At 64.2% G+C, this 24856-nt stretch carries 28 protein-coding genes; 16 read left to right on the top strand and 12 right to left on the bottom strand.

Annotation, left to right across the window (positions count from 1 at the left end):
- The first annotated feature begins 266 nt into the window (after nucleotides 1-266).
- The gene (locus ACNQOP_RS13225; RefSeq protein WP_416404742.1) at nucleotides 267-674 is read left to right on the top strand and encodes a hypothetical protein; all 408 of its coding nucleotides are present in this window, start codon (nucleotides 267-269) and stop codon (nucleotides 672-674) included.
- Here ACNQOP_RS13225 and ACNQOP_RS13220 read toward each other — a convergent pair.
- Together ACNQOP_RS13220 and ACNQOP_RS13215 are read right to left on the bottom strand one after the other, a co-directional pair.
- Entirely contained in the window at nucleotides 659-3082 is a 2424-nt protein-coding gene (locus ACNQOP_RS13220) for an HAD-IC family P-type ATPase (protein ID WP_416404741.1), read from the bottom strand. The two genes, ACNQOP_RS13225 and ACNQOP_RS13220, sit on opposite strands and share 16 nt — an antisense overlap.
- A 5-nt stretch (nucleotides 3083-3087) precedes the next feature.
- Nucleotides 3088-3276: a methyltransferase family protein gene (locus tag ACNQOP_RS13215; RefSeq protein WP_416404740.1), complete on the bottom strand. Its 189-nt coding sequence runs from the start codon at nucleotides 3274-3276 to the stop codon at nucleotides 3088-3090.
- Nucleotides 3277-3428: 152 nt separating this feature from the next.
- Between ACNQOP_RS13215 and ACNQOP_RS13210 the strand changes: the two genes are divergently transcribed.
- The gene (locus ACNQOP_RS13210) at nucleotides 3429-4037 is read left to right on the top strand and encodes a dihydrofolate reductase family protein (protein WP_416404739.1); all 609 of its coding nucleotides are present in this window, start codon (nucleotides 3429-3431) and stop codon (nucleotides 4035-4037) included.
- Between the two features lie 134 nt (nucleotides 4038-4171).
- On the opposite strand, the gene ACNQOP_RS13205 is transcribed toward ACNQOP_RS13210, so the two are convergent.
- From ACNQOP_RS13205 to ACNQOP_RS13185, 5 genes are read right to left on the bottom strand one after another with little or no spacing between them, the layout of a single operon-like run.
- Nucleotides 4172-5158 carry a sensor histidine kinase gene (locus ACNQOP_RS13205; RefSeq protein ID WP_416404738.1) on the bottom strand — a complete coding sequence of 329 codons (987 nt, stop codon included), beginning with the start codon at nucleotides 5156-5158 and terminating at the stop codon, nucleotides 4172-4174.
- On the bottom strand, nucleotides 5151-5825 hold the full coding sequence (locus ACNQOP_RS13200) for a response regulator transcription factor (RefSeq protein ID WP_416404737.1): 675 nt from the start codon (nucleotides 5823-5825) through the stop codon (nucleotides 5151-5153). Before ACNQOP_RS13200 ends, ACNQOP_RS13205 begins: the two co-directional genes overlap by 8 nt.
- Nucleotides 5826-5829: 4 nt before the next feature.
- Nucleotides 5830-6513: a DedA family protein gene (locus ACNQOP_RS13195; RefSeq protein WP_349472089.1), complete on the bottom strand. Its 684-nt coding sequence runs from the start codon at nucleotides 6511-6513 to the stop codon at nucleotides 5830-5832.
- The gene (locus ACNQOP_RS13190; protein ID WP_416404736.1) at nucleotides 6510-7229 is read right to left on the bottom strand and encodes a phosphatase PAP2 family protein; all 720 of its coding nucleotides are present in this window, start codon (nucleotides 7227-7229) and stop codon (nucleotides 6510-6512) included. Before ACNQOP_RS13190 ends, ACNQOP_RS13195 begins: the two co-directional genes overlap by 4 nt.
- Nucleotides 7230-7289: 60 nt before the next feature.
- A complete protein-coding gene (locus ACNQOP_RS13185; protein WP_416404827.1) occupies nucleotides 7290-8222 on the bottom strand; it encodes an NAD-dependent epimerase/dehydratase family protein in 933 nt (310 codons plus the stop codon).
- Between the two features lie 142 nt (nucleotides 8223-8364).
- Here ACNQOP_RS13185 and ACNQOP_RS13180 point away from each other — a divergent pair, with 142 nt between their 5' ends.
- The 7 genes from ACNQOP_RS13180 (at nucleotide 8365) to ACNQOP_RS13150 (ending at nucleotide 15157) form a co-directional block, all read left to right on the top strand.
- On the top strand, nucleotides 8365-9087 hold the full coding sequence (locus ACNQOP_RS13180) for a TetR/AcrR family transcriptional regulator (RefSeq protein WP_416404735.1): 723 nt from the start codon (nucleotides 8365-8367) through the stop codon (nucleotides 9085-9087).
- Between the two features lie 23 nt (nucleotides 9088-9110).
- Nucleotides 9111-9902: an oxygenase MpaB family protein gene (locus ACNQOP_RS13175; RefSeq protein ID WP_416404734.1), complete on the top strand. Its 792-nt coding sequence runs from the start codon at nucleotides 9111-9113 to the stop codon at nucleotides 9900-9902.
- On the top strand, nucleotides 9895-10782 hold the full coding sequence (locus ACNQOP_RS13170; protein ID WP_416404733.1) for a DUF817 domain-containing protein: 888 nt from the start codon (nucleotides 9895-9897) through the stop codon (nucleotides 10780-10782). The genes ACNQOP_RS13175 and ACNQOP_RS13170 overlap by 8 nt, the downstream gene beginning before the upstream one ends.
- Nucleotides 10783-11113: 331 nt before the next feature.
- Nucleotides 11114-12979: a molecular chaperone DnaK gene (gene dnaK, locus ACNQOP_RS13165; RefSeq protein WP_257369456.1), complete on the top strand. Its 1866-nt coding sequence runs from the start codon at nucleotides 11114-11116 to the stop codon at nucleotides 12977-12979.
- Between the two features lie 2 nt (nucleotides 12980-12981).
- Nucleotides 12982-13641, top strand: coding sequence for a nucleotide exchange factor GrpE (locus tag ACNQOP_RS13160; RefSeq protein ID WP_416404732.1), 660 nt, complete (start codon nucleotides 12982-12984; stop codon nucleotides 13639-13641).
- A 97-nt stretch (nucleotides 13642-13738) separates the two neighbouring features.
- Nucleotides 13739-14719, top strand: coding sequence for a DnaJ C-terminal domain-containing protein (locus tag ACNQOP_RS13155; RefSeq protein WP_416404731.1), 981 nt, complete (start codon nucleotides 13739-13741; stop codon nucleotides 14717-14719).
- A 9-nt stretch (nucleotides 14720-14728) separates the two neighbouring features.
- Nucleotides 14729-15157 carry a heat shock protein transcriptional repressor HspR gene (locus ACNQOP_RS13150; RefSeq protein WP_416404730.1) on the top strand — a complete coding sequence of 143 codons (429 nt, stop codon included), beginning with the start codon at nucleotides 14729-14731 and terminating at the stop codon, nucleotides 15155-15157.
- Here ACNQOP_RS13150 and ACNQOP_RS13145 read toward each other — a convergent pair.
- Together ACNQOP_RS13145 and ACNQOP_RS13140 are read right to left on the bottom strand one after the other, a co-directional pair.
- The gene (locus tag ACNQOP_RS13145) at nucleotides 15154-15552 is read right to left on the bottom strand and encodes a nuclear transport factor 2 family protein (RefSeq protein WP_309993914.1); all 399 of its coding nucleotides are present in this window, start codon (nucleotides 15550-15552) and stop codon (nucleotides 15154-15156) included. The genes ACNQOP_RS13150 and ACNQOP_RS13145 overlap by 4 nt on opposite strands.
- Nucleotides 15553-15571: 19 nt before the next feature.
- Nucleotides 15572-15964 (bottom strand): hypothetical protein, encoded by a 393-nt coding sequence (locus tag ACNQOP_RS13140; RefSeq protein ID WP_416404729.1) that lies wholly within the window; start codon nucleotides 15962-15964, stop codon nucleotides 15572-15574.
- A gap of 256 nt (nucleotides 15965-16220) precedes the next feature.
- Here ACNQOP_RS13140 and ACNQOP_RS13135 point away from each other — a divergent pair, with 256 nt between their 5' ends.
- Complete coding sequence (locus tag ACNQOP_RS13135; protein ID WP_257369463.1) at nucleotides 16221-16523, top strand: DUF3040 domain-containing protein; 303 nt, start codon at nucleotides 16221-16223, stop codon at nucleotides 16521-16523.
- A 30-nt stretch (nucleotides 16524-16553) separates the two neighbouring features.
- On the opposite strand, the gene ACNQOP_RS13130 is transcribed toward ACNQOP_RS13135, so the two are convergent.
- The 3 genes from ACNQOP_RS13130 to ACNQOP_RS13120 all read right to left on the bottom strand — a co-directional run bounded on the left by ACNQOP_RS13130 (nucleotide 16554) and on the right by ACNQOP_RS13120 (nucleotide 18390).
- The gene (locus tag ACNQOP_RS13130) at nucleotides 16554-16976 is read right to left on the bottom strand and encodes a hypothetical protein (protein WP_416404728.1); all 423 of its coding nucleotides are present in this window, start codon (nucleotides 16974-16976) and stop codon (nucleotides 16554-16556) included.
- A gap of 87 nt (nucleotides 16977-17063) precedes the next feature.
- Nucleotides 17064-17714, bottom strand: a complete 651-nt coding sequence (locus ACNQOP_RS13125) for a CG0192-related protein (protein WP_257369465.1) — start codon at nucleotides 17712-17714, stop codon at nucleotides 17064-17066.
- 10 nt (nucleotides 17715-17724) lie between these two features.
- Nucleotides 17725-18390 (bottom strand): TetR/AcrR family transcriptional regulator, encoded by a 666-nt coding sequence (locus ACNQOP_RS13120; RefSeq protein WP_257369466.1) that lies wholly within the window; start codon nucleotides 18388-18390, stop codon nucleotides 17725-17727.
- An 82-nt stretch (nucleotides 18391-18472) separates the two neighbouring features.
- Here ACNQOP_RS13120 and ACNQOP_RS13115 point away from each other — a divergent pair, with 82 nt between their 5' ends.
- The 6 genes from ACNQOP_RS13115 (at nucleotide 18473) to ACNQOP_RS13090 (ending at nucleotide 24850) form a co-directional block, all read left to right on the top strand.
- Nucleotides 18473-19531, top strand: a complete 1059-nt coding sequence (locus ACNQOP_RS13115; RefSeq protein WP_416404727.1) for an agmatine deiminase family protein — start codon at nucleotides 18473-18475, stop codon at nucleotides 19529-19531.
- Entirely contained in the window at nucleotides 19531-21249 is a 1719-nt protein-coding gene (locus tag ACNQOP_RS13110) for an amidase (RefSeq protein ID WP_416404726.1), read from the top strand. The genes ACNQOP_RS13115 and ACNQOP_RS13110 overlap by 1 nt, the downstream gene beginning before the upstream one ends.
- 206 nt (nucleotides 21250-21455) lie before the next feature.
- Entirely contained in the window at nucleotides 21456-21797 is a 342-nt protein-coding gene (locus ACNQOP_RS13105) for a hypothetical protein (RefSeq protein ID WP_235517772.1), read from the top strand.
- Nucleotides 21798-22135: 338 nt separating this feature from the next.
- On the top strand, nucleotides 22136-22936 hold the full coding sequence (locus ACNQOP_RS13100; RefSeq protein WP_416404725.1) for a GNAT family N-acetyltransferase: 801 nt from the start codon (nucleotides 22136-22138) through the stop codon (nucleotides 22934-22936).
- A gap of 73 nt (nucleotides 22937-23009) precedes the next feature.
- Nucleotides 23010-23675, top strand: a complete 666-nt coding sequence (locus ACNQOP_RS13095; protein ID WP_416404826.1) for a GntR family transcriptional regulator — start codon at nucleotides 23010-23012, stop codon at nucleotides 23673-23675.
- Entirely contained in the window at nucleotides 23672-24850 is a 1179-nt protein-coding gene (locus ACNQOP_RS13090; RefSeq protein ID WP_416404724.1) for an MFS transporter, read from the top strand. The genes ACNQOP_RS13095 and ACNQOP_RS13090 overlap by 4 nt, the downstream gene beginning before the upstream one ends.
- Nucleotides 24851-24856: the final 6 nt, after the last annotated feature.

The following is a 24856-nucleotide window of genomic DNA, read 5'->3' as shown; positions in this document are numbered from 1 at the left end:
ATCCACTAAATCAACTGGAACAAGGCTACTCCCGCCGTCCGCTGTGATCGAGTTTTTGCACGAAAGACTCCCGCGCCGGGGTCAGGCCAGGCCAGGAACGCCGTCGGTGATCGTGAAGGATTTTTTCGTGCTGACCGGGGCGCCTGGTGTGGTGACGTGGTCAAGCACCCGTAAGTCGGTGAATATCCGGTTAATTGTGTGACAAAACGTGGCAACCCGCACTGGACCCCTGCCAGTCCTTAGGAGCGCTCGTCTATGCTCAGTCCATGATGACCGGGGAGCGACCCAAGCGCCCTGGTGCCGTGACGTTTTCGGTGGTCCTGATGTACGTCGGCGGCATCGCCCAGATCCTTCTTGGAATCCTCACGATCTTCCTGCGGTATACGCCCGAGGCCCAGTCAGGTGGCATCGCCTTTCCCATCACCCTGCTCGGTGCGGGGATGGTCCTCTTTGGGTTGTTGGTCATCGGCCTGGCGTCCGGTGTGGTAAGGGGAAGCACGGCGGCGCGTCGCGGTGCTACAGCTGTCATGCTGCTCGGGTTGGCCTTCGCTGTGCTGGACCTCATCATCGGCGCTGATGGAGACTGGTCCGCGGTCATTTCCCAATCCATCGCAACGGTGATGGTGCTGGTGCCGTTGTGGACGGCGCGGGGTCGCCGCTACTTCGAGGGGTGATGCAGGGCTTCCTGGGCATCCCGGTACGCCACCCGGCGGTGCACAAAACGGACAATCTCGATCAGCCCGATGCAGGCCGCGGACGTTCCCAGGATGAGTAGCGCAGTTTGGAGCGTAGGGTCAGTGAACTGCAGGAAGTCCCGCGCGACGGGCACGGAATACACCAGGACCAGGCCCACCATCATGGCGCCGATCACCAGTCCCTTGAACCGGGTCACTGGCCGTGAAAGCACCACCAGGATCCAGATGCCGATGATGGCCAGGATGAGTGTGGACCCCGTCCTGATCTCCACCTCGGGGATGGCCATGTTCGCGGCCAGGCGCGCATAGGACGCAAGCCCCAGCGTCACGGCCACTCCGGCTGGGACGGCGAAGGTCAGCGACCGCCGGAGGAAACCCGGAATGTAGCGCTGGGCGTTGGGCAACAATGCCAGGAAGAAGGCAGGGATGCCGATGGTGAGTCCGTCGGTGACCGAGAGCTGCCGGGGGAGGAAAGGGAACGGGAGCAGGAGGATGCCGAACGCGATGGCCAGGAAAGTGGCATATGCGGTTTTGGTAAGGAACAGCATGGAGACCCGCTCGATGTTGGCGATCACCTGGCGGCCTTCAGCCACCACGCTTGGCAGGTGAGAGAATTTACCATCCAGCAGGACCAGCCGCGCCACGGCTTTGGTAGCGGCAGCACCGGAGTTCATGGCCACGCCGATGTCGGCCTCCTTGATGGCCAGGGCATCATTGACCCCGTCACCGGTCATCGCCACCGTATGCCTGGCCGACTTCAGAGCCAGGACGATCCGCTTTTTCTGGTCGGGCGTCACACGGCCAAACACCACGTTGTTGTTGATGGCGTCCAGAAATTCCTGGTCATCGTCCGGCAGCTCACGGGCATCAAAACCGTGGGGCGCATCCAGGCCTACCTCCCGCGCAATCGCGGCCACTGTCTGCGGGTTGTCGCCTGAAATGATCCGCACATCCACGTCCTGCGCGGCGAAGTAGGCGAGCGTTTCGGCAGCGTCGGGGCGAATGTTCTCCTTGAAGGTCAGGAGCACCACGGGAACAGCGTCAGCGGGAACGGTCTCGTCCTGTGTTGGAGTTCCGTGGGCCAGGACCAGCGTCCGGCGGCCTGTTGCGGCCAATTCCTCGGCCTTGATCGCGAGCTGCTGCTGGGCGGGGTCGGTGGAGTTGCGAGCCGGGAAAACCATTTCAGGTCCGCCCAGGATCCACATTTCCTGGTCGAACACCACGGCGCTCCACTTGCGGGCCGAGGAGAACGGAACCCGGTCTGTTGGCAGTTCGGCGGGTGGAATGGTGAACTGCCCGGCGAGGCTGCACGCCGTGGCATTGGCGTCGTTTTGCACCCCATACCAAGCCAGAATGGCTTCCCACCCTGCCCGGACTGTCAGTGGGTGGGCCGCGTCGAAAACGATGTCGCCTTGGGTGAGGGTACCCGTCTTGTCGAGGCAGATGATGTCCACGCGCGCCAGGCCTTCGACGGCGGGCAACTCCTGGACGAGAACCTGCTGGCGGGCCAGTTTCACGGCCCCCACGGCGAACGTAATGCTTGTCATGAGCACCAGCCCCAAAGGGACCATCGCGACGACGGACGCGATGGTGGCGGTGGCCGCGTCACGCCAGGCGCCACTGGAGGAGGCATGGCCCCACCCGCCTTGAGCAATCATCTGTGCGTTCAGGACCAACAAAGCCACGGGGCCCACGAACCATGTCACCCACTTGAGGACCCGATCGATGGAGGAGCGCAATTCCGAGGCCACCAGCGAAAACCTCTTGGCTTCCGCGGCGAGCGAGTTCGCGAAGGAATCAGCACCTACCTTGTCCACCACGGCTGTCCCGTCTCCGGCCACCACCACGGAGCCGGACAGGACCCTGTCTTCGGAGGTCTTCTCCACGGCATCGGACTCACCCGTGAGCATGGATTCGTCCACCTGCAGACCGCGTGATCCCGTGACCACCGCATCTGCTGGCACCTGGTCCCCGGCCCTGAGGACAAGGGTGTCGTCCAGGACCACATCATCCAGTGGGATTTCCGCTTCCGAACCTTCGCGCATTACCCGTGCATGTGGTGCGTTCAGCAGTGCCAAACGGTCCAACGCCCGCTTTGCCCGGTATTCCTGGACGCTGCCGATAACTGCGTTCGCGATGGCACTGAATCCGAACAGGGCATCCTGCCAGCGACCGATCGCGAAGAGGACGATGAAGCAGGCAAGGATGATGCCGTTGAACAGTGTGAGAACGTTGGCGCGGACGATGCTCCACACGCTGCGGCTGGTGTCCTGGACGAAGGCGTTGGTTTGTCCGGCGGCGACCCTCTCGGCAACGTCTGCCGCGCCCAGCCCCTGCGTCGATGACACCTTCTGCCGGACGGCTGCCCTTTGAAGATCCTTCTCCATGCCAATCACACCACCGTTGGCCGCCACGGGGTGAGCCGGGGCCACCATCCCGGGACATTTTGCCGGTAATCCAAGTACTGCTCACCGTAAGTCCTGGTGAGGGTTGGTTCCTCGTAGCCCTTCACGAAGGCGACCACCGCGGCGAAGACGATCGTCCCGATCCACGCACGTGCTGGCGAGGTTGCCTGGGCCATGCGCGCCACAATAGTCCCCTTGCTCCGTGTGCGCGAGGGTTGGTGGCCGGTCGGCGGATCCTGATTCCGGACGCCCTCCCGCTTGCCGCCCAGCCGGACTAGGATGGCCCGCATCCAAGGGCAGGCTCGGACTTCCATCGAAGGAGCACACTATGGGCACACTTTCTGTTGACCTTTTCCTCACCCTCGACGGCGTCTACCAGGCACCGGGCGGACCGGACGAGGACACCTCGGACGGCTTCGAATACGGCGGTTGGCAGGCTGCGTATTCAGACGAAGAGGCCGGCGCCGCGATTACAGCGGGCATCGACCGCATGGACGCGCTCCTCCTGGGTCGAAAAACCTACGACATCTTCGCCCAGTATTGGCCACAGCAAAGCGGTCACATAGCCGACAAGCTCAATGGCCTGCCCAAGTTCGTGGTCTCGAGCACCCTGGCAAATGCCAAATGGGAGGGGACCACGGTCTTGGCCGAGGCAGAGGACGTGGCGGCGGTGAAGGAACGGTTCAACGACATCCACATCATAGGCAGCGGCGTCCTGGCACGCTCGCTCCTTGAAGCGGACCTCCTGGACAGGCTCAATCTCTACCTGTACCCACTGACGTTCGGAACGGGTAAGCGATTGTTCCCGGACGGCGCAGGCGTGCCCGCCGCCTTCCGGTTGGCCCAGCCACCACAGGCATTTCCCAATGGCGCCATCCTGCTCGCTTACGACCGCGCAGGCGAGCCCGTTACGGGCATTGACATCGGCCAGATGTAGCTCGACCACATCCAACAGGAGCGTGGCAAAGGCGCAGCCCCCCCCCCCCCAGACCCCCCGTGTGCGGCGCCCGCCCCCCCCCCCCCCCCCCCACGCTTCTGTTTTCTTCTTCTTTGGGTGGGCGCCCGGCATCGTCAGCCGGTTGCCAAGGGCAGCGTAATCCGCATGCAGGTGCCTTCCGGGCCTGTGTATGCGACGTCTGCGGTGCCGCCCGCTGCCACGGCAATATCGCGGACAAGCGACAGCCCGATCCCGAAGCTACGCTGCTGTTGGCCCGCGCGTGGGGCGGTTGTCCGGGCGAAACGGTCGAAGATCCGGTCGCGATCTATCCCAGTAATTCCGTGGCCCGTATCGGTGACGGTGATGACCGCCTGGTGAGCGGTCTCGTCACTGGCAACCGTGATGTGGCCGCCCGCCGGCGTATGGCCAAGGGCGTTCTCGGCCAGACCGAGGATGGCACGGTGAAGTCGCTGTGGCGTGATCATTGCCCGGGGGTGGCCGGCGCTTGAACAGTGCAGGGTGATGCCCCGGTCCGCTGCCAACTGCTGGAGGCTGTCCACCACGTCCTGGGCGACGTCGGAGATGTTCGTTGGCGCTGCGGCCGGTTCCTGGCGGGAGCCCGTGGCGGATTCGAGGAGTTCGTTGACGATTCCGGTCAGGGCAGCTGTGTCGTCCCGGATCCGCGAGAGTTGCTGGCCGGCAGGTGATTCCGGAGCAGTGCTGCGTTGTGCCACCTGGATTCTGGCATCAAGGATTGCCAAGGGTGTCCGCATCTCGTGGCTGGCGTCCTGGATGAAGCGTCGTTGCAGGGTCAGTGCTTCGCCGAGGGGCCGGATGGCGCTGCGTGCACTGAGCCAGCCAACGCCGCCGGCCAGCAGGATGCCTGCTGCCCCGGCGATGACCATGGCTTTGATCAGGTCTTTGGTGTCGAGATAGGCGTAAACGGCCCCGGGTTCGGCGGGTTCCGTGTTGCCGGCCCGGTTCAGCAGGTAGGCGGTGGCCGCGGCCAGGAGGCAGAGGACCAGCAGGGCGCAGACTGCGCTGATTCGGACCGCGATCTTCAGGGAAGCCTTGCGAAGGATGGCCTGGTCCTGGGACGCGGCCATGGACTGATCAGTCATGCGCTTCGCCTATCTGGTAACCCACCCCGTGGACGGTACGGATGACCGACCTGGCGACTTTTCGCCGGAGGTGATGGACGTGGGTGTCAATGACACCTGGCAGGTCACCTTGGCTGTCAGTGGCGACAATCAGCTCCTCCCTGGTGAACACCCGGTCCGGCTCGGCAGCAAGAACCGACAGCAACTCCGATTCGGTCGCGGTCAAGGAGGCAAGGAAGCCGTGAATGGAGCGCATGGACCTGGTGGTGGGGTCCAGTTCCCAGTCGCCGATAACAGTGGTCCGGGGCGCCTGGTGGTAGGTGCGGGTCAAGGCCCTCAGCCGCGCTCCCAATTCCATGGCGTCGAAGGGCTTGGTCATGTAGTCATTCGCGCCGGCATCGAGTCCCCGGACCTTCTCGTCCACAGCGCCCAGGGCGGTGAGGACGAGGATTGGGGTGGCGATCCCCTTGGAACGGAGCGCGGCGATCAACGAGATGCCATCCAGGCCCGGAAGCCCCCGGTCGATCACCATCGCATCCCAGCCTCCCATCAGTGCCTGCCGCAAACCCTCACGGCCGTCGACGGCGATGCGTACCTGGTAGTCGGGCTCAAGGAGCTCGGCGATCAGGGGTCCCAAGGCAGGATCGTCTTCCACCAGCAGGACGGACAGCTTGGAGTCAGTGATCACGGATCTATTCTTGCGCGGAGGAGGACTCCGATGCGCGGGCACGCCTGTGTTTGAGGTATTCGATGCCCCAGGGCAGCACCGACACCAACACCATGACCACGGCTATGACGTCGATGTTCTTTGCGATGACCTCGAAATGGCCCAACCAGGAGCCAAGGAGGGTAACGGAGCTCGCCCAAAGGATCGCACCCGTGATGTTCCAGAGGGCAAAGGACTTGTAGTGATACCGGGCGATTCCTGCGCTGAGGGGCGCAAAAGTGCGCACCACCGGTACGAAGCGGGCAAGGATCAGCGCGGGGCCGCCACGACGTCTGAAGAAGTCTTCGGCCTTTGCCAAATGTGACGTTTTCAGGACCCGGGCATCATCGGAGAACCACCGGCGTCCGAAGCGGCGTCCCAACAGGTAACCCACCTGGTCGCCCGCTATGGCGGCCACTGTCACCACCGTAATCAACACAGGAAGTGTCAGGTTCAGTTGCTGGTGAAGGAGTCCGGCAGTGAAGAGCAACGAGTCACCTGGCAGGAACGGGAACAGGACCCCCGATTCAATGAAGATCATCAGGGCCACCACTGCGAGGGTTGCCGGACCCAAGCCCTGCAGGAGGCTGGCGGGATCCAGGATGGGGAGGAGCTCGGTATGGTTCAGCGCAGGCGCCAAGGCAAAGGGATCCATAAGGGACTCTTTCATTTGGGGGTGCGTCGGGACATTGCACGGGAATGGATGGCGGTCGTGAGGGCAGGTGCGTAGCGGTTCCAGATTCCGGCCATGATCATCACCGCCGCAATTGATGCAGGGAGTGAGGCAACAACGTCCAGCGGGTAATGGGCCCCGATGTACACGCGGGACCAGGCAACCACAACAGTCACGACCGCCCCCGTGCAGAGGGCAGGCTTCGCCCATCGTGTTTCACGGACCAGAAAGAACACTGCCAGCGTGAGTGCGACGGCCAGGCACGTGTGGCCGCTGGGAAAGCTGTTGGATACAGGCTCCGGTACCAAGGGATCGAACAAAAGGGCAGGGTCCGGCCTGATCCTGCCAATAACTGCCTTGAACACTTGGCACGTCAACCACCCGGAGGCTACTGTGAGCGAAAAAAGTGCTGCATCCTGCGGGGAACGTCGGATCAGTGCGAGATACAGACTGACAACGATCACGATTACCGCGCCCGCGACCGGGCCGAACAGCACGTTCAAGACCAAGGCAAGCCCCGTCAGCACGGATGAGTGGTGACGGCTGAAGTCATCGTCAACAGCCAGTTCAGCCAGGGTCAGCCCAGGAACTGCTTGGATTGCCCACCCCGCCAAGACGACGGCCGCCGCGAGTACCAGCCCTATGGCCAGCCAGTGTTTCGGTGCGGGCAGAGGCATGAAGCGCACGGGATGCGGTGTGGACTGCTGAATCATGGAACCCCTCGACAGGACGAATCGTTTCTTCGATTCTGCGCCGAGGGTTTTAAGAACCCGTTAAGAATTGCCCCGGTCCGCCCCGCGCCACCACGCCATGGTTGTGGCGGCGGCTTCCGGCAGGGGAGTTGGGTCCAAGCCCAGTATCCGCTGGCTTTCGGAGGAATCCATCACGAATGGGCGCTCAAACTGATACAGCAATTCAGCCAGTTCGCGCATATCGGTTGAGACCAGTCCGGCGGCCCGCAGTACCCAACCTGGGACGGCGCTCACCTTCGGCGTCGTCAGGCCCGCCGCGCGTGCGTGCGCAACCGCGATTTCCCGCTGGGTCACGGCCGCGCCGGTGGGGGCATGCAGCACGCTGTTCCAGACTTCGGGCTTCCCCGCGGCAGCGATCATGGACGCTGCGAGGTCCGGTACGTAGGTGAATGAATGGGGCTGGTTCGCGCTGCCAATGAACTGCAGCCGTTTACCCGACAGGATCGGCGTGACCATGCGCTCGCCGGCATGTGCCATCTTCACGCGCGGCCCAAAGAAGTCACCCGCCACTACGCTCACGGTGTTTGCCGCGTGCTCGCGTCGAGCCTTCAGCAGCGCCGTCCGGATACCGCGCTTCCCACCGGCGGCTTCGCGGTGACTCGATTCGGTCATGATGCGTTCGGGCTCACTGTACGAGTACAGGCTTTCAGGAAATACGACGACGGCGCCCGCGGCTGCGGCTGCGTCCATCACCACTTGCTCGGCTTGGGGGAGTTCCGCTGCCCAGGCCGCCGCCCTGTAGGCGGATCCGTGGATGCAGTGGAAGACGGCCGTGGCACCGGCGACGGCTTCCTTGAGCTGGTCGGGATCGGATGCATCGACGCGCATCTTTTCCACCAGGGGATGGTCCGGGCCGCTGCCCGAGCGGGTCAAAACGCGTACGGGGTGCCCGAGACCTGCGAGTTGCTCCGCGATGGTGTAGCCAACGGGCCCTGCTCCTGTGACGACGTACATGGTGGCCTTCTTTCTCATTCTTCCAGTGGATTTCAAAACAAGAGCAGTGCTCTCTGAATCCAGAATGACGGCCCTTTGTTCCAAAGTCAAGAGCAGTGCTCTTGTTTGTTGACGCCGCTCTCCTTTGTGGCAAGCTAGGGGCATGACGTCAGCTGCGACCAAGGCCAAGCCCCCAACTCCCAGAGAGCGCGCCCGCGCCCAAACCATTGCGGACATCATCCGGCTCGGCCGTGAGCACTTGGCCCTCCACGGCGCTGCGGCACTGTCCCTGCGCGCGGTGGCCAGGGATCTCGGAGTCGTGTCCTCAGCCGTCTATCGCTACGTCGAGAACCGCGACGAGCTCCTCACCCTCCTGCTCATCGACGCGTACAACGAGCTCGGCGACCATGTCGACGCCGCCGTGGAGGCCGTTCCTGGCAGCGATTTCGCCGGGCAGTTCCGGGCGCTCGGCAACGCTGTCCGATCGTGGGCGCTTCGTGAACCGGCCAGCTACGCCCTGCTTTTCGGTAGCCCCGTCCCCGGCTACCAGGCGCCGGGCGAGCGCACCACCGTCCCTGGAACCCGTGTCATCGTCCGCCTCGTGGGCATCTTTGACGCCGCATACCGCGCCGGCGCCATGAATGCCGAGGTGAGTCCCGCCGTCGTCGTTCCTCCGGCCCTGGCCAAAGACCTGGCGGCCATCCGCGAGGACCTGAACCTCGCAGCTCCCGATCCTTCCCTGGCGCGGGGCGTGCTGGTCTGGACGTCCGTGTTCGGGGCCGTTAGTTTCGAGGTCTTTGGGCAGTATGGTGCCGATACCTTTGCTGCCCGGGATGAGCTTTTTGAACACCAACTGAGCGTCCTCCAGGGTGTCGTGGGGCTCTAGGCCGCGAACGGTAAAGTATTCAGATGGTTCGTGGACTGGCTGACATCGGGGCGGAGGGCGTGCTCCTCGCCGGAGCGGGCCGCGCAATTCTCCTGCAGATTGCCGACCCCAGGGTTGGCCATGGCGTGGCTGAGCACAGCAACTTCGCCGAGCGCCCTATGGACCGCCTCCGTGCCACCATGACCTACGTGTACGCGGTGGTGTACGGCTCGGAAGACCAACTCAAGGCCGTCCGACGTTCCGTTAATCGTGCCCATGCCCCTGTCCGGCGCGGACCCGACTCCACCTCCAGCGGGTACAGCGCCTTCGACGCGGAGTCCCAACTCTGGGTGGTCGCCACTCTTTACGACACCGCAGTCACCGTTTACGAGCAGGTCCACGGACCGCTCGACGACGGCGATGCCGACCGGATCTACCGCGAGTATGCGCGGATCGGGACAGCCCTGCAGCTCCCGGCGGGCAGTTGGCCGGCCGACCGGGCCGCCTTTGCCGCCTACTGGGACTCCCGTGTGCGGGGACTTCAACCGGACGACAAAGCGGTCAGGGTCGCGCGGGACCTCCTCTACCCGGCGGGCGGCCCACAACTCCTGCGCCTGGCGATGCCCTTTGCCCGGTTCCTCACGGCCGGCCTGCTGCCTGATCATGTGCGTGCCGGTTTCGGGTTCGACTGGGGGCCGGCCCGAGCCCGGCGTTTCGAGCGGACCATGCGGATGGTTGGCCGTCTCTACCCTCGGCTGCCCCAGCGGATCCGGCATTGGCCGCGCGACTACTACCTGGGCCAACTCGGAGCCGCTCCGAAGGGCGGCAATGCGTAACTCCACCCCGGTTGAACAGGCCATCGACAACCTCGCCTACCGGTATCTGGACGGCAGGAAGGGCAGCCGCTTGCAGTCCGGGCTCACCGAGTTCGTGGTGTTCGGGCTGAAGCAGGCCTGGGCTTGCGTGTTCGGTGCAGCGCTGCTCGCGGTGATCATCGCCGTCCGTCTTTGGTACCCCGACAACGCCGCTCTCGCCCGGAACGACTTCCTCACCCTTGCCGCCGTCGTCATCCAGGTCCTAATGATCACGTTCAGGCTGGAGACGCTGCGGGAGCTGCGTGTCATCCTGCTGTTCCACGTGGTGGGAACGGTCATGGAGTTGTTCAAAACCGACGTTGGCTCCTGGGCTTACGAGGCCGAGGGCCTCCTCCGGATCGGCGCCGTCCCGTTGTTCAGCGGCTTCATGTACGCGGCCGTGGGTTCCTATATGGTGCGCGTTTTCCGCTTGTTCGATCTCCGCTTTGACAGGTATCCCCGCCGGTGGATCACGGCTCTTGTGGCTGGCGCGATCTACGTGAACTTCTTCTCGCACCACTACATAGTTGACCTGCGCTGGGTGCTGCTCGGCGCCGTCGTGGTTGTCTACGGACGGTGCGTGATGCACTTCCGGGTGTTCCGGCGTCGCTTCCGCATGCCCATCCTGGTGTCCTTCCTGCTGGTGGCGCTGTTCATCTGGTTCGCCGAGAACATCGGCACGTGGTCGCGCGCTTGGCTTTATCCGAACCAACTGAACGGCTGGCAGGCCGTCTCGATCGACAAGCTCCTGGCGTGGTTCCTGCTGATGATCATCTCGGTGGTGCTGGTGGCGTGGGTGTACAAACCCGAGCCGCTTGGCGCTGCCGCTACCCAAGCGGCTGACGCCACCCAAACGGTTTGACGCCACCCACATTCAGTCGTGACACCCAAATATGGGCGTCGCCACTCCGGCTGAGTGGCACAGTGGATTTGCGCGTCGTGAGGCTTTGCTGGCAGTTCACCGTGGGCGAAACCAGCCCTGCAGCCGCGTAATTACGGGAGTTTTGTGGGTGGGTGAGCCAAAGTTGAGCGCACCTGACTCAACTTTGGATTGACATCTTTCTGAGCCTGAGTACAGTTGAGTGCAGAACGCTCAACTAGCCGATTGTTGAGCAAGCTCCCGGCACAACAACCGCCCAGCGGACCGATGCCGGACGCAATCTCCAACATCGGCCATTGAAAGGAAACAAGATATGTCACGTGCAGTAGGTATCGACCTCGGAACAACCAACTCCGTGGTCTCTGTTCTCGAAGGTGGCGAGCCCACCGTCATCGCCAACGCTGAAGGCGGCCGCACCACGCCGTCCGTCGTTGCGTTCTCCAAGTCCGGTGAAGTCCTGGTTGGCGAAATCGCCAAGCGCCAGGCCGTCAACAACATCGACCGCACCATCGCTTCCGTCAAGCGCCACATGGGCACCGACTGGACCGTCGCCGTCGATGACAAGAAGTACACGCCGCAGGAAATCTCCGCGCGCATCCTCATGAAGCTCAAGAACGACGCCGAGAGCTACTTGGGTGAAAAGGTCACCGACGCTGTGATCACCGTTCCGGCCTACTTCAACGACGCCGAGCGCCAGTCCACCAAGGAAGCCGGCGAAATCGCAGGCCTCAACGTCCTCCGCATCGTCAACGAGCCCACCGCGGCTGCACTGGCCTACGGCCTGGACAAGGGTAAAGAAGACGAACTCATCCTGGTCTTCGACCTCGGTGGCGGAACCTTCGACGTTTCCCTCCTGGAAGTTGGCAAGGACGAAGACAACTTCTCCACCATCCAGGTCCGCGCAACCGCCGGTGACAACCGACTCGGTGGCGACGACTGGGACAACCGCGTTGTCGAGTGGCTCCTGAGCCAGCTCAAGGTCAAGGGCATCGACCTCTCCAAGGACAAGATCGCCCTGCAGCGTCTGCGTGAAGCTGCGGAGCAGGCAAAGAAGGAACTGTCCTCCTCCACCAGCACCAACATCTCCCTCCAGTACCTCTCCGTCACCCCCGATGGCCCGGTCCACCTGGACGAGCAGCTGACCCGTGCCAAGTTCCAGGACCTCACCAAGGACCTGCTGGACCGCACCAAGAAGCCGTTCCACGACGTCATCGCAGAAGCCGGCATCAAGGTTTCCGACATCGACCACATCGTGCTCGTCGGTGGCTCCACCCGTATGCCTGCTGTCTCCGAGCTCGTGAAGGAACTCGCCGGTGGCAAGGAGCCCAACAAGGGCGTCAACCCGGATGAAGTCGTAGCCGTCGGTGCTGCACTCCAGGCCGGTGTCCTGAAGGGTGAGCGCAAGGACGTCCTCCTCATCGACGTCACCCCGCTGTCCCTGGGTATCGAAACCAAGGGCGGCGTCATGACGCACCTGATCGAGCGCAACACCGCTATCCCCACCAAGCGTTCCGAGACCTTCACCACCGCTGACGACAACCAGCCGTCCGTGGCCATCCAGGTCTTCCAGGGCGAGCGTGAATTTACCCGCGACAACAAGCCGCTGGGCACGTTCGAACTGACCGGCATCGCTCCGGCGCCGCGTGGTGTTCCGCAGGTCGAGGTCACCTTCGACATCGACGCCAACGGCATTGTCCACGTGTCCGCCAAGGACAAGGGCACCGGCAAGGAACAGTCCATGACCATCACCGGTGGCACTGCACTGTCCAAGGACGACATTGACCGCATGGTCCGTGAAGCCGAGGAGCACGCAGCAGAGGACAAGGCACGCCGCGAAGCTACGGACACCCGCAACTCCGCTGAGCAGCTCGCCTACTCCGTGGACAAGCTGATCGCCGACAACGACGACAAGCTGCCTGAAGAGGTCAAGACCGAGGTCAAGGCCGACGTCGACGCCCTCAAGTCCGCGCTGGAAGGCACCGACGACGCCGCCGTCAAGACTGCGTTTGAGAAGCTGCAGGCTTCCCAGACCAAGCTGGGCGAAGCCATCTACTCGCAGGCCTCCGCTGCTGATGCTCCGGGTGCCGGTGCAGAAGGTGCACCTGCCGGCGAGCAGGGTTCGGCTGACGAGGACATCGTCGACGCCGAGATCATCGACGAAGACGAAGCGAAGAAGTAGCCATGCCTCATCACGGCAACGAAGCAGAGCACTCTGAAGGCAACGAGCCGCGCAAGCCGGTGATCCGGGACAACCGCAAGGTTGACCCGGAGACCGGGGCGGCCCGCCACCCTGAGGGCGAAGCCGCGGCTCCTGCCGAAGGCAACGCTGCTCCCACGGACGGTGACGCCCTCTCCCAGGCTGAGGAAATCCTCAACGGGGTAGAGGTGCCGGCTGCAGAGTCGGTAGCCTCCGGTGCCGCAGCTGAAGCCCAGGCAGCCGAACTCCGCAACGACCTCCTCCGCCTTCAGGCTGAGTACGTCAACTACCGCAAGCGCGTTGAACGCGACCGGGCCGTAGCGGGAGAGATGGCCGTCATCGGCGTCCTGAACTCCCTCCTGCCGGTGCTCGACGATATCGACGCTGCACGCCAGCACGGTGACCTCGAAGACGGCCCCTTCGCCGCCATCGCCACCAAGCTGGAGACCGCGCTGAAGACGTACGGACTGGAGCGCATCGCGGAAACGGGTGTCGAATTCGACCCCACCGTCCACGAAGCACTCATTCAGCAGCCCGGCGAGGACATCCAGGTTGACACTGTCAGCCAGGTGCTGCGCTCCGGATACCGCTCCGGCGAGCGTGTCCTGCGTGCAGCCCAAGTAATCGTCGCGGTTCCCGCATAAGGTGAGTTGACCGCAGCGCGAAGTGGAATATGGGCCCCGGGCGGGGGCCCATATTCCACGTAGCGCACCGTAACGACAGATTTGAAAGGAAACGCTCTTGGCCAGCCAGGACTGGGTTGAAAAGGATTTTTACGCGATCCTTGGTATCGCCAAGGACGCGTCCGACGCGGATATCAAGAAGGCTTACCGCAAGCTAGCCCGGCAGTACCACCCGGATACCAATTCCGGGGATGCTGCCGCAGAAAAGCGGTTCAAGGACATTTCCGAGGCCTACTCGGTGTTGTCGAGTCCTGAGGACCGGCAGCAGTACGACGCCATCCGTGCCATGGGCGGCGGTGCCAGGTTCGCCCCGGGCGCCGGCGGCCGGGGCGGCGCGGGAGGCAATGGCGGGTTCGAGGACCTGTTCGGTGGCCTGTTCGGCGGCGGACCGGGTGCCCGCCAGCCCCAAGGCGGCGGTATTCCTCCGGAATTCGCCGACCTTTTCGGTGGCGGATTCGGCGGGGCCGGGCAGACCGGCTTCCAGCGGGCGCCTCAAAAAGGTTCGGATCGCACCGCCACCACGACCATCTCGTTCGCCGGCTCCATCAAGGGCACCACTGTGAGCCTGCGTGAAAGTAACGGCAACGTCATCGACGTGAAGATTCCCGCCGGCATCAAAGATGGCCAGAAGGTCCGCCAGCGGGGCAAGGGCAATGTTGGTCCGGCCGGCAACGGCGACCTCATCATCACCGTCAACGTGAAGCCGCACGACTTCTTCCAACGCGACGGCAACAACATCCGTATCCACGTGCCCGTCACGTTCGCGGAAGCCGCGCTTGGCGCCACCATTGAGGTTCCCACGCTCGACGGCGAGACGGTCAAAGTGCGCGTCCCGGCGGGCACGCCCTCGGGCCGCACCCTGAGGGTCAAGGGCCGTGGCGTGAAGACGTCCAAGGCCACAGGCGACCTGCTGGTGACCATCGACGTCGCGGTTCCGCAGAACCTCAACAAAGAAGCGGAGGAAGCCGTTAAGGCCTTCGCTGCGGCCACCACCGACGCTGATCCTCGGCACGACCTGGCCGCAAAGGCCCGGTTGTAAGGAGGCGGTATGGGCATCGACGTCAACCAGCCGATCTTCGTCATCTCCGTTGCTGCGGAGCTTGCCGACATGCATCCGCAGACGTTGCGCCAGTACGACAGGCTGGGCATCGTCTCGCCCAGCCGTGCGCCGGGCAAGTCCCGCCGCTACTCGCAGAACGACGTCAACAAACTGCGGGAGGTCCAGCGCCTCTCGCAGTCCGGCGTCTCACTTGAAGGCATCAAGCGCATACTAGACCTCGAAAACCAGGTTGCTGCCCTGCAATACCGGGTAGCTGAACTGACAGAGGAACTGACCCGCCGTCGCGCGACAGGGGACGCCCGCATTTTCGCGGCGGGAGCTGCAGGCGACGTCGTCTCGCTGGCACGTGGCCAGCGTCCCCGGGCGCGGTCCCAGGCCGTTGTGGTGTGGAGGCCGCGGCAGGGCGAAAGCCTCTAGCCCGTCACCGTGTCGGCATGCCGGTGCGCCACTTTCCATTCCCCGCCCTCGCGGCGGTAGACCTGGGTGGCGCGGAGCACGTACTGACGCGGTTCCCCATTGATGGACGCCGAGGTGTGCTCCAATCCGGCCGTGTAGGCCATGTCGCCTATCACGTCGTACGCCTGAAGCTCGAAGCTGTAGGAGAGGCAGTGCGAGAAACTCTCCGCCAACGCCGCAAAGAGCTCATCCAATTCCTGCTGGCCGTGCGCGTTCCGAAACGCGCCGAGCACGCTGACGGGCTCTTTTCGCGACCAGATTGCCCGGCGTAGCGAGGCATCGCCGTTGTGGAGGGCGAATTCCGCCTGATACAGGGTGGACCTGACCCATCCGAGGAAATCTTCGGTCCCATTCATGCCTTCAGTATGCGCCTTGCTAGCGCTGCCGGTCCCAGCTGACCACAACCCGTACAGCCCCGTTCTCGGTGCGTTCCACATTGGTGACGATCTGCTGTTCAGCTGCACCCATGGCCCTGATCTGCCGCCGATAGTCCTCGATATGCGCCTGCAAGGACTCTTCTGTCCATTCGCCCGGCCGCATCCGGGTCGAAATCTCGACTGGTTCCTCGCGGACCAGGATCTCCTCGGGCTCGCTCGGCGGGGCAGGTTCCGGCGTCCGCGCTGGGGGCACCAGCATGCGGAAGGCGAAAACTCCGCCCGCCACGCCTGCGACCAGGCCGGCCGCGATGAGCCAGAGCGTTCGCCGGGGTCCGCGGCCCGCGGGGGTGGTTTTCTGAAGCGCCGTGTTCTTTGCAGTTTTGTGTGCCATGGGAATTCAACTTTCCTGTCGGCGATCTTTGTCCGTGCTCGTGGCGCAATGGGCCCGCAGCTCCAGCGTATGCATATTCAGGGGCTGGAGGAACCCGCGGCAGGTGGAACCACGGCTAGAACCTGTCCCAGGGAACCTGTGGCACACGCACCGAATCGGGCAGATAATGAAGGCATGGCACGGCAAGCAGCGCACGTGCTGATGGCCTGAGCATCGACGCATTGTCGCGGACCTGCTCGTGTGGTGAGGAACTCCGGTGTCGTTGTCGGAAGAAGAACGCAGGAGCTTGGAGGAGCTGGAACGGGATCTTGCTGCAACGGATCCCGAACTCGCCTCCCAGCTGACGTCGGGCCGCCCGCGAGGAGAAATGGCCCGCATCATCCTGGGGAGCCTGGCTGTCCTTGCCGGGTTCGTGATGGTGATCGCGGGGATCATGACCCAGCTGGTGTTCCTGGGCGTAATGGGTTTCCTGCTTGCCAGCGCAGGAGCCTACTGGCTTTTCGCCAGGGCACCCCTTCGGCGGCGGATCCAACGGCACGACGGCGAAGCCGCACCCTAGTCGGCGCATCCGCGCCGCTTGTTGGGCTGCTTAGGGAGCCGGGGGCACGGGCGGCTTGACGGGCTCAGCCGGTCGCTTGGCTGGCTCGGGTTCGCCCGGAGGCACCATGGCGCGCCACGCCAGTACGGCTGCCGCGCCGACAACAGCTGCGGCCAGCGCCACCAACAAACCACCACGACGGGAGCGCCGCTGCGGGGCTTTCCGGCTCAACGCCTGGGTGGCCCGCTTAACGGCACGCGCGGCAGTGCGTTGGGCTTCCTTGGCCGTCTTCCTGTTGCCGGTCAGGGTGAGCATCACGCCGTGGACAACGGACGGGACGTCGGCGTGGTTGATCCGGGACAACGCCCATCCAACGACTGCCTCGGTTTGCGCGGATGTGCCTTCGGCGGCGTGGCCTACCCATTCGCGGGCCAGGTCCTGTGCAGCGGGAATGATGTTCTGTGCTTTGTTCATGGTGCGCCCCTAACGGAGTAGATGGCTTCGTGTGCCAGCCTACGCTGGAGTCCCATGGGCCAACAGATGCCAGACCCGGTTCCCGGGCTAGTCGCGGACCACGGCCGCCAGTTCCACCGGGTTCTCCAAGCCGGCCCACGTGCCGCTGAGGGTCAGCTCTCCGTGCAACTCGGGCGCAGCAGCAGAGTTCGCGGAGACATCGGCGGCCACATCCAGGACCCTGGCTACTTTCAGCCTCAACCCGCCCGCATCAATAATCGTCACGCCACTGCCCGATACCGGCGCCGAGGCACTTAGGGCGGGTACGCCGTCGTCGAGCTGTCCGCTGCCCTTGACCGTAACGGTGCTGGGGCGCGGTTCGGGCTCGCCGTCGACGAACTGCTCAGCTTCCCGTTGGCCTGTCAGGATCGCAGTTGCGAGGGCCTTGACGTAGATGGGGTCAGCACAGGCGTCGTACACCCAGCGCTTGCCCAGGACCGAGTGCTCCATGGTTCCGATCAGCCAGTCCTCGGCGCCCGCGAGTTCGTAACCGCGGTAGCTGAGGGGGACCTGGTAGATGCGCTCACCAGCAGTGACCACATGGGTTTCGAGGCCCACTTCGCCTGCGGGATCGTCAAAGCGGTAGGCGCCAATGAGCTCCGGCGTGCCGTCCTGGATGAACCAAGGTTGGTTCGGCAGGTAATCAGCGATGAGTTCGAGCTTGGACGGGGACAGGGTTGCCTTGTGAATGATCGCCATGGTCTCCAGCCTAGGGCAGGGGACTGCGGTCCCTGGCACCCTGCACCGATGGCTGGCGCACGAGTGACCCGGATGCCGCGCCCACCATTCCCTCCACCGCGCGGGCCAGGTGGCTGCCGCGGTCGTTGACGCCGTCCCAGCGGACCAAGGCCTGCGCGTTCAGGCCGTCCACCATGCCCAGGATCTGCCAGGCGACGGCGGCTGCATCGGAAACGTTGAATGCTCCGGATGCGTTCCCGTCCTCAACCACTCCTTGGAAAACCTTCTGCCAGGCGTCCATTTGCTCGCGGACGGAGGCGGCCAGGGCTTCGTTGCGGCGCCCCAGCGTCCAGGCTTCAACCCAGATGGCCGTGACATCGAGCCTGCTGTTGTCCAGGAGCGTGTCAACCAGCAGGCTGAGCCGCTCGGAGGGCCCGGGGAGCTGACTCAACAGGGCTGCGATTTCCTGTGTCTCCGCAGCCACGATGGTGGCAAACGTGTTGGAAACGAGCGCGTCCATGTTGGGCTGATAGTGCGCCACCAGGCCCGAGGCGACTCCTACCCGGGCGGCAACATTGCGCAGCGTCAGTGCCGTGAGGCCCGTCTCCAGTGCGATCTGGCGGGCGGCTTCCGTGATTTCTGTGGCGCGTTCTGCCGGCGACTTCCGGACCGCGCGCTTCTGTGGAGTGCTTGACATCAAGGACCAGTCTAGATTACCTTTTCAGCATTATTGATCGTGCGATCAACAAGACAATGAAACGCAGACGAAGGAGTCACCCATGGCTTGGAAAATGCCAGCCGAAACCGCGCCGCATGAACGCACCTGGATGGCTTTTCCGCGCCCCGGACTGACACTCGGCGACGACGCCGCCTCCGCTGAAGAGGCCTACGCGGCCTGGACCGCCGTCGCGCATGCCGTGGCAGAATTCGAACCTGTCACCATGGTGGTTGACCCGAGCGAGCGCCAGCGCGCTGCCCGGATGCTGGGCAGCGGCATCGAGCAGGTCGAGGCTCCGCTGGATGAGTTCTGGATGCGCGACGTCGGACCCACCTTTGTCATCGACGACGAACGTCCCGGCGTGCTTGGCGCCGTGGACTGGATCTTCAACGGCTGGGGTGCGCCGGCATGGTCCGAATGGCAGAAGAGCGCAGGCATGGGACGCTTCGTCGCGGAACAGTCGGGCGCTGAACTGGTCAGCTCACTGCTGGTCAACGAGGGCGGCGCTATCCACGTGGACGGCGAAGGCACCGTGCTGGTCACCGAAACCGTGCAGCTGGATCCGGGCCGGAACCCCTTCGCGGACAAGGCCGCAGTTGAGGCTGAACTGGCCCGCACCATCGGAGCCACCAAGGTCATTTGGGTTCCCCGCGGCCTGACCCGCGACTACGAAGACTTGGGCACGCGCGGCCACATCGACATGGTGGCCACGCTCCCCACCCCAGGCCGCATCCTGCTGCACTCCCAGACCAACCCGGAGCACCCGGACCACGACGTCAGCCGCACGCTCCAGGCATTCCTTGAGACTCAGACGGACGCGGCGGGCAAGCCCTTCGAGATTGTCCCTCTGCCGGCCCCGGCAACGCTCCGCGACGACGACGGCTTTGTGGACTGGAGCTACGTCAACCACCTGGTGGTCAACGGTGGCGTGATCGCCTGCGGTTACGGCGAAGAGCGTGCCGACTCCCTTGCAGCTGAAATCCTGGCGGAGGCTTACCCTGGCCGCCGTGTGGTCACTGTGGATGCCCGGCCCATTCTGGCCCGCGGCGGCGGCATCCATTGCATCACCCAGCAGCAGCCGCGTCTCAACGGAACACCGATTGCCGGAGGCACAGCGTAATGGCTCCATTCGACGTCGTTGAAGCCTCCATTGCGCAACTGCGCGGGGCACTTGAATCGGGTGAGGTGACCAGCGAGGAACTGACCCAGGCATACCTTGACCGCATCGAGGCCTACGACCACAACGGCATCAAACTCAACGCCTTGGTGGTCATGAATCCCGATGCGTTGGCAGATGCCCGGGCCTCGGACGAACGTCGGGCGCAGGGGGCGGCGCTCGGACCGCTGGACGGCATCCCCTACACAGCCAAGGACAGCTACCTGGCCAAGGGGCTCTCTGCCGCTGCCGGCTCGCCTGCGTTTGTGAATCTGGTGGCGCAGCGCGATGCGTTCACCATCGAACGGCTCAGGGATGCCGGTGCTGTGCTGATCGGCCTGAACAACATGCCGCCCATGGCCAACGGCGGCATGCAGCGTGGCTTGTACGGACGCGCCGAAAGTCCCTACAACGCGGACTTCCTGACGGCAGCGTTCGGTTCCGGTTCATCCAACGGCTCCGGCACCGCGACAGCGGCCAGCTTCGCGGCCTTTGGCCTGGGCGAGGAGACCTGGTCAAGTGGCCGCGCACCGGCGTCGAACAATGCTTTGTGCGCCTACACGCCCTCCCGCGGCGTTATCTCGGTGCGCGGCAACTGGCCGCTGGTCCCCACCATGGACGTCGTGGTTCCGCACACCCGCACCATGGCCGACATGCTTGAGCTCCTGGACGTGATCGTGGCCGACGACGCCGAGACGCGGGGTGATTTCTGGCGCGCACAACCGTGGGTTGAGATCCCGAAATCGTCCGAGGTCCGGCCGGAGTCCTACGTGGCGCTCGGTTCGGAAACGCTCGACGGCGGGCGGTCGGCCTTGCGGGGCAAGCGCTTCGGCGTGCCACGCATGTACATCAACGCAGACCCCGACGCCGGAACCAGCGAGCAGCCGGGGATCGGCGGGCCTACCGGGCAGCGCATTGAGACACGCGCTTCCGTGATTGACCTCTGGGAAGCTGCGAAGCGGGACCTGGAAACTGCTGGAGCTGAAGTGGTTCTGGTGGACTTCCCGGTGGTCTCCAACTACGAAGGCGACCGGCCCGGTGCGCCCACCATCGCCACCCGCGGCCTGGTCAGCTCCGAGTACCTCAAACGTGAAATCGAGGACCTTTCGGCCTGGGCGTGGGACGACTTCCTGCAGGCCAACGGCGATCCCGCCCTCAACAGGCTTGCCAATGTGGATGGCGAGGCCATCTTCCCCCACCCGAAGGGCGCCCTCGCGGACCGCTATACCGGATTCGACGACCACATCGCCGACTATCCCCGGCAGGTCCGCGAGTACGGTGTCTCCCACTTCACCGAGATCCCCGAGCTGGAAGCCGGAGTGCGCGGCTTGGAGGAGACCCGGCGCATTGACCTGGAGAACTGGATGGACGAGCTCGGACTGGACGCGGTCCTGTTCCCGGCAGCGGCCGACGTCGGACCTGCCGACATGGACATTAACCCGGCATCGGCGGACCTCGGCTGGCGCAACGGAGTGTGGGTATCCAACGGCAACCTCGTCCCGAGACACCTGGGCATCCCGACGGTCACCGTGCCGATGGGAACCATGGCGGATATCGGCATGCCCGTGGGCCTCACCTTCGCAGGGCGCGCCTATGACGACACGGCACTATTGGCACTGGCCGCCGCCTTCGAAGCAACGGGTTCGCGCCGGACGGCTCCACCCCGGACGCCGGCGCTATAGGGGATTCGACGGCGGGCCCTGCGCTCCTGCCCGGTTACTTCCGTGCTGTCATCGTAATTTTGCGGCGACTCCCGCGCGTCGGCCATCGTTTTGCGCCTGCTGGGGGAGGTAACTGGGAAGGAACGCGGGCAAGCGGCCTGGCCCCGATGCGTGAGGGGGCCGCTGCTCTGATTACAATCAAAGGGACGTCGACCACTGAGGGAATCATGAAGAAACTCACCACTGTCCTGATCGCTGCCGGGCTCATCGCCTCGGCATCCGCCTGCGCGGCACAGCCGCAGCTGACGACAGCAGAAACCTGTGACCGGGTTGGCGTCGCCGCAGCCGGCATCCCGAGCAACCAGAGCAAGACCGCCACGACCCGCGTTGCCAACGCCATCCGACCCCTCGAAGCGGTGTCTTCCACGGAGATGAAGCCTGTGGTGACCGCGATCCTGGAGTTCATGGATGAGCAGTCCAAGGAAAGCCCGGACGAGGCCAAACTGGCCGAACTTGGTCAGGCCTACCAGGAAGCCGGCACCAAATACGGCGAGCTCTGCCGCGGCTAATGACGCCCGCGGCCTAGCGGCCAAGCCGACTTTGCGGCGTGAAGGGGGCCGGTTCAGCAGAACCGGCCCCCTTTGTGTTCCCCAACGCTCTCTCACATCCCACCCCTTTCGCCCTGACGCTCTCTCACGTCCCGTCCCCTTAATCCAGAACCCTCTCTCACGTCCCGTCCCCTTTTTCCCGACGCTCCGTCCCTCTTCTGGAGAAGGGGACAGGGTTTGGGGTTTGGGGGTGGGGTGTGAGGGAGGGTTTGGGGTTTTGGGGGTGGGGTGTGAGGGAGGGTTTGGGGTTTTGGGGGTGGGGTGTGAGGGAGGGTTTGGGGGTGCAGTAGGCTCGCGGGATGACGGATTCCGATACCAAAGCCCGGCTTCTCGCTGCCTACGATGAACAACTCCGCACCGATGCCGAGACTCCAAGCGCTGTGGCGGTCGAGGAACTTGGCCCGCTCCGGTTGGTGACTTTCAGAGGCGGCCGTGGCTTCATCACGTACCAGGATCTGGCTGGCTCGGACGAGGAAGGTATCCGCAGCTTGGTGGAAGCGGCCGTTTCCTACTTTGGGGGCCAGCCGGAGATTACCAGGATCGAGTGGAAGACCCGCGGACATGACCATGCTCCCGGGCTCCACGAAGCCCTGACAGCCTGGGGCTTCACCGCGGATGAACCCGAATCGATCATGATCGGTGATGCCAGGGCCCTCAATGTCGATGTTCCTTTGCCCGACGGCGTGACCTTGCGCCGGGTGGTGGAGGAAGCGGATGTGCGGGCCATGAGTGCCATGCAGGATGAGGTATTCGGCGATCCTGTTTCGGATGAGATGGCGGATGCCCTGCTTCATCGGCTCTCGCTGAACGACGGCATGGAACTCTGGGTTGCAGAAGCTGACGGCATCGTTGTGAGCGCCGGGCGATTGGAACCCGTGGAAGGGACCGACTTTGCTGGGATCTGGGGTGGAGCCACCCGGCCGGAGTGGCGTGGCCGCGGGATCTACCGGGCCCTGACCGCCCGCCGCGCCCAGGCAGCTTTGGCCAACGGCAAAACACTCATCAACAGCGATTCAACCGAGTATTCACGCCCCATTCTGGAACGCTCTGGCCTGCTCAAAGTGTCGACGACGACGCCCTACCGCTGGGTGCGTGGCTAAGTAATTGCGACCCAAAGGCATAATGTGTATAGATGTATACAAGTACACCTTCTTCTCGGCAGGGCGGCATCACTTGGCAGATCCACAACCCCGCAACACGGGGGCACACTTTGTTTACCTCGAGCTCAAGCGGCAAATCCTTGATCTCGAACTCAAGCCGGGATCCCGCGTATATGAACCCGCGATGGCAACCGCGCTGGGGGTGAGCCGAACCCCACTGCGTGAAGCCATCCGCCGCCTGATCTCCGAGAGCCTCCTGGAACAGCAAGCCACAGGAGGAGTCATGGTCCCGGCGCTCGATGCGAAAGTCATCGCCGAGCTGTACGACGTACGCGCCGCCCTGGAGTCCTTAATGGCCCGCGAAGCCTGTGCCCGGGCCACGGAGCAGGACATCCAAAACCTGCAGGGAATCCTTGAGCGCAATGCAGCGATGGTGGGATTCGCGGACGAAGCCATGAAGTACGGCGTAACCCTCCACGCCACCATCGCCAGAATCGCCGGAAACTCGTGGGCGCAGCGTTTCCACCAGCAGATCGGAAGCCAGGTTGAGCGCTACCGGTACTTCACCAACAACTCGGCGGAGCGGCGTGAGGAAGCCCTGGCAAACCACCGCTTGCTCGTCGCCGCGCTCGCTGACAAAGACGCCGACCGTGCAGCGAAGATCGCCTTCGACCACGTTATTGGTGCCCGTGACGAGACACTTCGGATGATCTACCACAAAGGACTCGACGCCGAATGATCGGCGAACTCGGACGGCGCTCGTCCACCGCACTCCTGGTCCATTCGGCGCTCATCCAGGCAGTGACATTCCTGGTCCGCCCGGCCGCCACATACAGGGCCCTTGAGCTCGACGTTCCTGCGTTTGCCCTGGGTGTCCTCGCGGCCAGCTACGCCGTCTTTCCCCTGCTGCTCGCCCTGCCCATCGGCGGACTGGTGGACCGCTTGGGTGAGCGAAGGCTCATGGCGATCGGGGCCGCCGTCGTGCTGGGTTGTTCGGCTTTTCTGTTGTTTTGGGGAACCTCGGTGGCCGCTCTCGTGGCAGGAACGGCGCTGTTGGGCGCAGGCCAGTTGGCATGCGTGGTGGGGCAGCAGGCGGTGGTCGCGAACAACGCTGCTGCGTCCCGACTCGACTCGGCCTTTGGTTACCTGACTTTTGCTGCGTCCTTGGGCCAGGCATTGGGTCCGTTGGCGATCTCACTGGTGGGCGGCGCATCAGTCCGGCCCAATACGCAGGCGATTTTCACCCTGTCGGTGGCGATGAGCCTGGTGATGTTCCTGACCACGTTTGTCATTTCGGGAAAGGTGAGCAGGCGCAGGGGCAAAGCCAAGTCGCAGGACGCACCCAAGGGCGGTGCGGTGGCGCTGCTGAAAACGCCGGGAGTCGTCCGCGCGTTGGCCACCAGCGCCACCGTTCTCGCCGTCGTCGACCTGACCGTTGTCTACCTTCCCGCCCTCGGCGCCGAACGCGGCCTCACGGCGGCCACCGTGGGCCTGATGCTGACGGTCCGGGCAGTGTTCTCGATGGTTTCGCGCATTGGGCTGGGCAACATGTCCCGCAAATTGGGTCGGATGAAGCTGCTGGTGCTCAGCTTGGCGGTATCAACGGTGGCCCTTGCCGTGGCCGCGATTCCCATGCCCGTGTGGCTGCTCTTTGTGGTCATGGCCTTCCTGGGCCTGGGGCTCGGAATTGGCCAGCCCCTGACCATGTCGTGGCTCTCCGCCCAGGCGCCCGAAGGCCAACGTGGGCGCGCGCTTGCTTTGAGGCTCGCGGGAAACAGGGTGGGCCAGGTGGTCCTCCCCAGTGCCATCGGGGTGGTGGCGGTAGGTCTTGGAGCGGCAGGGGTGTTCCTGGCATCCGCCGTGGCTGTTGGCGGAACCATGCTGTTGCTCCGCGGGGTGCGGCTGGACGACTGAGCTGAA

The organism is Arthrobacter sp. LFS091 (assembly GCF_047977885.1).
Classification (GTDB): domain Bacteria; phylum Actinomycetota; class Actinomycetes; order Actinomycetales; family Micrococcaceae; genus Arthrobacter.
The sequence above is the reverse complement of the archived record's forward strand: the minus strand, read 5'-3'. Positions and strand labels throughout refer to the sequence as shown.

Coding starts and splice junctions, on each gene's coding strand:
- ACNQOP_RS13225 (WP_416404742.1), top strand. CDS start 267: ATGATGACCGGGGAGCGACCCAAGCGCCCTGGTGCCGTGACGTTTTCG.
- ACNQOP_RS13220 (WP_416404741.1), bottom strand. CDS start 3,082: ATGGAGAAGGATCTTCAAAGGGCAGCCGTCCGGCAGAAGGTGTCATCG.
- ACNQOP_RS13215 (WP_416404740.1), bottom strand. CDS start 3,276: ATGGCCCAGGCAACCTCGCCAGCACGTGCGTGGATCGGGACGATCGTC.
- ACNQOP_RS13210 (WP_416404739.1), top strand. CDS start 3,429: ATGGGCACACTTTCTGTTGACCTTTTCCTCACCCTCGACGGCGTCTAC.
- ACNQOP_RS13205 (WP_416404738.1), bottom strand. CDS start 5,158: ATGACTGATCAGTCCATGGCCGCGTCCCAGGACCAGGCCATCCTTCGC.
- ACNQOP_RS13195 (WP_349472089.1), bottom strand. CDS start 6,513: ATGAAAGAGTCCCTTATGGATCCCTTTGCCTTGGCGCCTGCGCTGAAC.
- ACNQOP_RS13190 (WP_416404736.1), bottom strand. CDS start 7,229: ATGATTCAGCAGTCCACACCGCATCCCGTGCGCTTCATGCCTCTGCCC.
- ACNQOP_RS13185 (WP_416404827.1), bottom strand. CDS start 8,222: ATGTACGTCGTCACAGGAGCAGGGCCCGTTGGCTACACCATCGCGGAG.
- ACNQOP_RS13180 (WP_416404735.1), top strand. CDS start 8,365: ATGACGTCAGCTGCGACCAAGGCCAAGCCCCCAACTCCCAGAGAGCGC.
- ACNQOP_RS13175 (WP_416404734.1), top strand. CDS start 9,111: ATGGTTCGTGGACTGGCTGACATCGGGGCGGAGGGCGTGCTCCTCGCC.
- ACNQOP_RS13170 (WP_416404733.1), top strand. CDS start 9,895: ATGCGTAACTCCACCCCGGTTGAACAGGCCATCGACAACCTCGCCTAC.
- dnaK (WP_257369456.1), top strand. CDS start 11,114: ATGTCACGTGCAGTAGGTATCGACCTCGGAACAACCAACTCCGTGGTC.
- ACNQOP_RS13160 (WP_416404732.1), top strand. CDS start 12,982: ATGCCTCATCACGGCAACGAAGCAGAGCACTCTGAAGGCAACGAGCCG.
- ACNQOP_RS13150 (WP_416404730.1), top strand. CDS start 14,729: ATGGGCATCGACGTCAACCAGCCGATCTTCGTCATCTCCGTTGCTGCG.
- ACNQOP_RS13145 (WP_309993914.1), bottom strand. CDS start 15,552: ATGAATGGGACCGAAGATTTCCTCGGATGGGTCAGGTCCACCCTGTAT.
- ACNQOP_RS13140 (WP_416404729.1), bottom strand. CDS start 15,964: ATGGCACACAAAACTGCAAAGAACACGGCGCTTCAGAAAACCACCCCC.
- ACNQOP_RS13130 (WP_416404728.1), bottom strand. CDS start 16,976: ATGAACAAAGCACAGAACATCATTCCCGCTGCACAGGACCTGGCCCGC.
- ACNQOP_RS13125 (WP_257369465.1), bottom strand. CDS start 17,714: ATGGCGATCATTCACAAGGCAACCCTGTCCCCGTCCAAGCTCGAACTC.
- ACNQOP_RS13120 (WP_257369466.1), bottom strand. CDS start 18,390: ATGTCAAGCACTCCACAGAAGCGCGCGGTCCGGAAGTCGCCGGCAGAA.
- ACNQOP_RS13115 (WP_416404727.1), top strand. CDS start 18,473: ATGGCTTGGAAAATGCCAGCCGAAACCGCGCCGCATGAACGCACCTGG.
- ACNQOP_RS13110 (WP_416404726.1), top strand. CDS start 19,531: ATGGCTCCATTCGACGTCGTTGAAGCCTCCATTGCGCAACTGCGCGGG.
- ACNQOP_RS13105 (WP_235517772.1), top strand. CDS start 21,456: ATGAAGAAACTCACCACTGTCCTGATCGCTGCCGGGCTCATCGCCTCG.
- ACNQOP_RS13100 (WP_416404725.1), top strand. CDS start 22,136: ATGACGGATTCCGATACCAAAGCCCGGCTTCTCGCTGCCTACGATGAA.
- ACNQOP_RS13090 (WP_416404724.1), top strand. CDS start 23,672: ATGATCGGCGAACTCGGACGGCGCTCGTCCACCGCACTCCTGGTCCAT.